The organism is Priestia sp. P5_B4, assembly GCF_056400385.1.
The window spans coordinates 1-4,877 of the sequence record NZ_JBFULJ010000251.1 but is presented as its reverse complement, the minus strand read 5'-3'; the positions used below and the strand labels follow the sequence as shown (position 1 = coordinate 4,877).

The window sequence follows — 4,877 nt, the reverse complement described above, 5'->3', positions numbered from 1 at the left end:
AAAAAAAGAGGAGAGTTTTTATGAAGAACATTTTTATGAAATATTTTATGAAATCAATGACCGTTCTTACCTTATTAATGGTCGCATTATGTGGAGTGAATCAGGTGAAAACAGAAGCAGCAAGTAAGCCTACGAATCAAGATTTGATATTATTAACAAGTACTACAACAAGCTTGCCTATTTTCACAATGGCTATATTGAAATGTTTGATTCAGTAGCAATGGGAAAAACATGGGATAAAACATCTGTTGGCTTCTTTAAAGTGGTAAACAAAATTAAAAACCGCCCTTACTATACATGACATATTCCTGGGGGCGATCGCAACCCATTAGGAAAAAGGTGGTTAGGATTAAATGCAAACGGTACGTATGGGGATACATACGGTATTTACGGCAATAACAATGCTTGTTGTTTCATAATTATTTACTTCTATTACTGAGCGATAGAATGGAAATATCTTTCCATCCATATGCTTCATCTTCTACTATGCACTCTCCAAATTGGCTCTCTCGGTGAGTATAATACTTACCTCCCAAACATTTATAAAATCCACGTCCAGATTTGTTATTTTTCATCACCCATACCATCATAGAAGAAATACCTTCATTCATAAAATGTTCAGCAACAGTTGAAATTAGACTTCTTCCAGTACCTAGTCCTTGAGCAGCAGGTAACAGGTAAAGTGCGTATAATTCTCCTTTAAATTCCTTGTCATTATTAATTTGAGCTGCTGCAAATCCAATAATTTCTTCAGAGTCATTACTAGCAATGTAAATAAATGATTTATGTAGTGAATCACTAAAAAATTTCATCCATTTATTTTTAGCTTCTTCATACGATAGTTCGTTTAGAAAGTTGTCTGGAACTAAACCATTATAAGTTGTCTTCCACGTATCAACATAAATCTTTGATATCACCCTTATATCGTTTATGTTTGCTTTTCTAATTTTCACCTTAAGCACCCCTTCTACATTCTAAACATAATTAACTTTATATACTTACTATATATAAAAAAAAGTTTTATTATCTAATATTGAATGTATGTGATATACAGAGGTAGTTACCATAATGGAAATTAACGGAAATTATAGTTCTTCCAGCGTCTTTTCTAAATTTTAGCTTGATACTTAAGGGTGGGAATTCTATAATATAAATTATTAAAATAACTAAAAGCTGTAAAAGTCTGTTTACAGCAGGTGGATTTTTCGTTTGAATTTATTATTTTACTTTTCGCCACCCATCTCATATTTGAGATGGGTGGCTTTATTGTGTTGTATGGAGGATTTAATAATGAAAATTTTAAACTATGCTTTACTTGTTTTTCTGGGTGGTTGTTCTTATGGAGTGGTATCAACGTTTGTCAAATTAGGGTATAGTGAGGGATTTAGACTAAGTGAAGTAACAGGAAGTCAATATTTTTTTGGTGCTATCATGTTGTGGGCTATTGCAATCTTTGTTCCAAAAGACCGTTTGAAATGTAAACAGTGGGTTACTTTAGCCATAGGAGGCATACCGATGGGGCTAACAGGTATTTTTTATAATCAAGCGCTTGGTTATATTAATGCCTCATTTGCCATCATTCTTCTACTGCAATTCACATGGATAAGTATGGTTTTGCAATATGTATTTACTAAAGAAGCACCCAGTCGAAAAAGCTTCATCTCAACGATAATTATTCTTCTCGGTTCTGTCCTTGCTTCTGGATTTTTGCAAACTGGCATCATTTTTTCTTTTGCTGGAATCAGTTGGGGTATACTTGCTGCTTGCTCCTTTGCTTTCTTTATTTTTATAAGTGGGAACACAAATATATCTGTGCATCCTATTTATAAAAGCGCTATTATGACAACCGGAGCGTCATTGCTTATATTTATTTCATTACCACCAGTATTTCTTATAAACAGTGCGCTTACAGATGGACTATTCATGTATGGTCTTCTTACTGGATTCTTCGGTTCACTTGTTCCACCTATTTTATTTAATATTGGCATGCCTAAAGTAGGTGGAAGCTTAGGGACCATTCTAAGTGCATCAGAGTTACCAACGGCCGTAATTATGTCTACACTTGTTCTACACGAAACCGTCACCTTCCTTCAATGGATCGGTGTGATCATCATTCTAGGTGGAATTGCGTATCCAAACGTTCAGAGTCATAAGACCACTCGTTTAATAAAGAAAAACGTATAACATTTGCACTCACTATTTCTATAATTGAAAAGTTACCCTGCCAAACAATCTATTTTGGCAAAGGGTAGTTTTTTACTTAATGATATATAATATTCCATTCTAACTGATATTAGGTAAGAGCTTTATTTTCTTAACGATTATATACACCGCATAATAATGGTTGAATAAGCACAAATTAAACAATAAAACTAATTTAAAGGTGAATATAATGTCTTCTTCATTAAATAAATCTTCTCAAAATATTTCAAAGAGAATTGAAAGACAATTTCAAATCACAAGTGATTTTGAGAAAAGGACCATTTTAAAAGATAAAATTACAATATTTTATTTAAATACAATTGTAGATAAAGACCAGATACAAAAATATATTATTGAACCTTTACAGCAAACATGGGAAACGGTTAATGAAGATAATCCATCTATCCAGCAAATAAAGACTATTGTTAATTCTGCTTCTCTGAAAGAAACTCAGTCAGTTGAAGAGATCCAAGATGCTTTGGTTAAAGGAAATACCTTTCTTCTTATAGAGGGAGAAACAAGTGGATTGCTTATACCTACAACTAAATGGATAGAGCGAGGGTTAGAAGAAACATTAGGAGAACGAGCGATAAGAGGACCAGCAGTAGGTTTCACAGAAACTCTAACGACCAATATAAATATAATACGACGTATTATTCAGACACCCCAATTAATCATTGATACAAAACCATGTGGCACACATTTAAAAACAGATATATCTATCATTTACATGAAACACTTGGTGAATCGATCCATTTTACAAGAAGTACAGCATCGAATCTCTAAGATAGATGTAGACTACATACTAGCTTCAAGAATAGTCGAAGATGCTATTGAAGGAAAACCTAAAACTTTTGTTAACCTAGTTATGACAAAAGAGCGTGTGGACACAACGACTTCAGCTCTCTTAGAAGGTAAAGTAATTGTATTCGTAGATGGATCCCCTTATTCGATTATAGCCCCGAGTTTATTTGTCGATTTCTTTCAATCCGCAGATGACTTTCATTTAAAAACTGGACGTTTGGTCAATCGGTCTATTCGATATTTTGGCTTTATTACTTCGATTCTTATTCCTGGCATTTATGTTGGTCTAGAAAAATTCCATAGTGATACATACAGTAAAAAAATCCAAAAAGATCTATTTAACCATGGAGAATTATTACCTACGTTTTGGGAAATAGCCCTTTTACTTATTTTATTTCGTATATTAATTGATATAGGCACACGTGCTCCCAAAGGAACGGTTATCATCATCACATTGTTAGCAACTATTGTTATTGGTGAAATGTCTGTTTCAGCTAAACTTATCCATCCCGCAAGCTTAGTAGTAACAGGATTAAGTGTTTATCTATCTACTTTAGTTATTTATCGAGGACAAAGTGGAATAGGTTCATTAAGATTTTTATATTTCTTTACTTGCTATTACTTTGGTTTGCCAAGCATTATGCTTGTTTCAACTATTGTTATTCTATATCTTGTACAGTTAAAATCAGTAGGTGTACCGTATTTATCACCTCTTATTCCATTTAGGTGTGATGAATTTCAAGATATATTCGTCCGTGGGAATTTGCGTAAACTTCAAAGAAAGTCTCATGAATTTCCAAATGTTGAATAGGTAAAACATAAACTTTTAACGTTTTGAATAAATTATCCAAGATGTTCTGAAACGTCAGCTAAGCATTGATTATCATTCATGAAACAGAAAAAACAACTGATAAGTTTAAGTAGTTCAGTTTTGAAGTAGAAAATGTTAAAAAATAAATAAAAAAACCAGTGATTTCGCACCCTTTTTGAGTACAAATTCACTAATTAAATAGCAAATAAAATGGTGTCAGTTTTTACTGACACCATTTTATTTCTTATCGGTCATTGAATAATGTGTATTTCATTCATCTTTTACATCTTTAAACAACTTTTTTATCGCATAGATTTCAACAAGGAACAAACCGAATGCACTACCAAATGCAACTGAAAAGGCTGTTAGGATATTTAAATTATGCTTAAAAAAGGCATTTACTATTAAATTGCTGATGAAAAAGAATGTAAAGATTAATAAAAATCTGTAAAATGGTTTCAAAATTTAACCTCCTAAATTATTGGAAGACTTTCTACCTTTGACTATTATTTCTACCCTGACTAATGATGGAGAACCTGACGGTGAAGCAATCGTAAAGCTTGAAGATATAATAACTTCTATTTCGTGTGATGATGAGGCTGCAGTGTGTTTGAAGATTTTATATTCTTATATTGAAAATGAAAATATTAGTAGAAAGCAATAATCCCTAGCGAGCTGTTGCTTTCTGTTGTTTATTCTTCAGTATAAAACTTTTTTATAAGGTCTAACCTTCTAAAAAATTATCCTTTTAACTCTTTTTTGGTTGAAGGTCTCAGCAATAAATACAAATTCTATATCGTCTTTATGAATAAAAAAAGTAGTACATCCATCAATACCTGTAACCCTATTGGATTGAGAGCATACAACATCTATTTCAACTAACTCAAAATTGACAGCATCAGTATCTTCAACATCCAAACCAGTTGTTAAACAGTGAATACTATCTCCAAAAGACTTAAAAATAAGTCTTTTTCCTTTTAATTTCTCTTCGTTAACTTCAAAATACTCATTATCCAATAAGCCTTTAAAAGATGATGTTTTCGGAAAACATTCAATAATA

6 protein-coding genes are annotated in these 4,877 nt (G+C 32.2%); 3 read left to right on the top strand and 3 right to left on the bottom strand.

Annotated elements, in window-relative coordinates; genetic code table 11:
* Positions 1-419: 419 nt before the first annotated feature.
* Positions 420-953: a GNAT family N-acetyltransferase gene (locus tag AC1DRF_RS16730; protein WP_427076672.1), complete on the bottom strand. Its 534-nt coding sequence runs from the start codon at positions 951-953 to the stop codon at positions 420-422.
* A gap of 337 nt (positions 954-1,290) precedes the next feature.
* On the opposite strand from AC1DRF_RS16730, the gene AC1DRF_RS16725 reads away from it, so the two are divergent.
* Both AC1DRF_RS16725 and AC1DRF_RS16720 read left to right on the top strand, forming a co-directional pair.
* On the top strand, positions 1,291-2,184 hold the full coding sequence (locus tag AC1DRF_RS16725; protein ID WP_318331410.1) for an EamA family transporter: 894 nt from the start codon (positions 1,291-1,293) through the stop codon (positions 2,182-2,184).
* A 208-nt stretch (positions 2,185-2,392) separates the two neighbouring features.
* A complete protein-coding gene (locus AC1DRF_RS16720; protein WP_477741199.1) occupies positions 2,393-3,817 on the top strand; it encodes a spore germination protein in 1,425 nt (474 codons plus the stop codon).
* A gap of 270 nt (positions 3,818-4,087) precedes the next feature.
* On the opposite strand, the gene AC1DRF_RS16715 is transcribed toward AC1DRF_RS16720, so the two are convergent.
* Complete coding sequence (locus tag AC1DRF_RS16715) at positions 4,088-4,279, bottom strand: hypothetical protein (RefSeq protein WP_230184280.1); 192 nt, start codon at positions 4,277-4,279, stop codon at positions 4,088-4,090.
* 37 nt (positions 4,280-4,316) lie between these two features.
* Between AC1DRF_RS16715 and AC1DRF_RS16710 the strand changes: the two genes are divergently transcribed.
* Positions 4,317-4,481, top strand: a complete 165-nt coding sequence (locus tag AC1DRF_RS16710; RefSeq protein WP_477741198.1) for a hypothetical protein — start codon at positions 4,317-4,319, stop codon at positions 4,479-4,481.
* A 68-nt stretch (positions 4,482-4,549) separates the two neighbouring features.
* On the opposite strand, the gene AC1DRF_RS16705 is transcribed toward AC1DRF_RS16710, so the two are convergent.
* Positions 4,550-4,877 (bottom strand): hypothetical protein (locus AC1DRF_RS16705; RefSeq protein WP_477741197.1); only part of this gene is annotated, 328 nt, incomplete at its 5' end.

Excerpts from the sequence above, each read along its gene's own strand:
- AC1DRF_RS16725 (WP_318331410.1), top strand. The coding sequence starts at position 1,291 with ATGAAAATTTTAAACTATGCTTTACTTGTTTTTCTGGGTGGTTGTTCT.
- AC1DRF_RS16720 (WP_477741199.1), top strand. The coding sequence starts at position 2,393 with ATGTCTTCTTCATTAAATAAATCTTCTCAAAATATTTCAAAGAGAATT.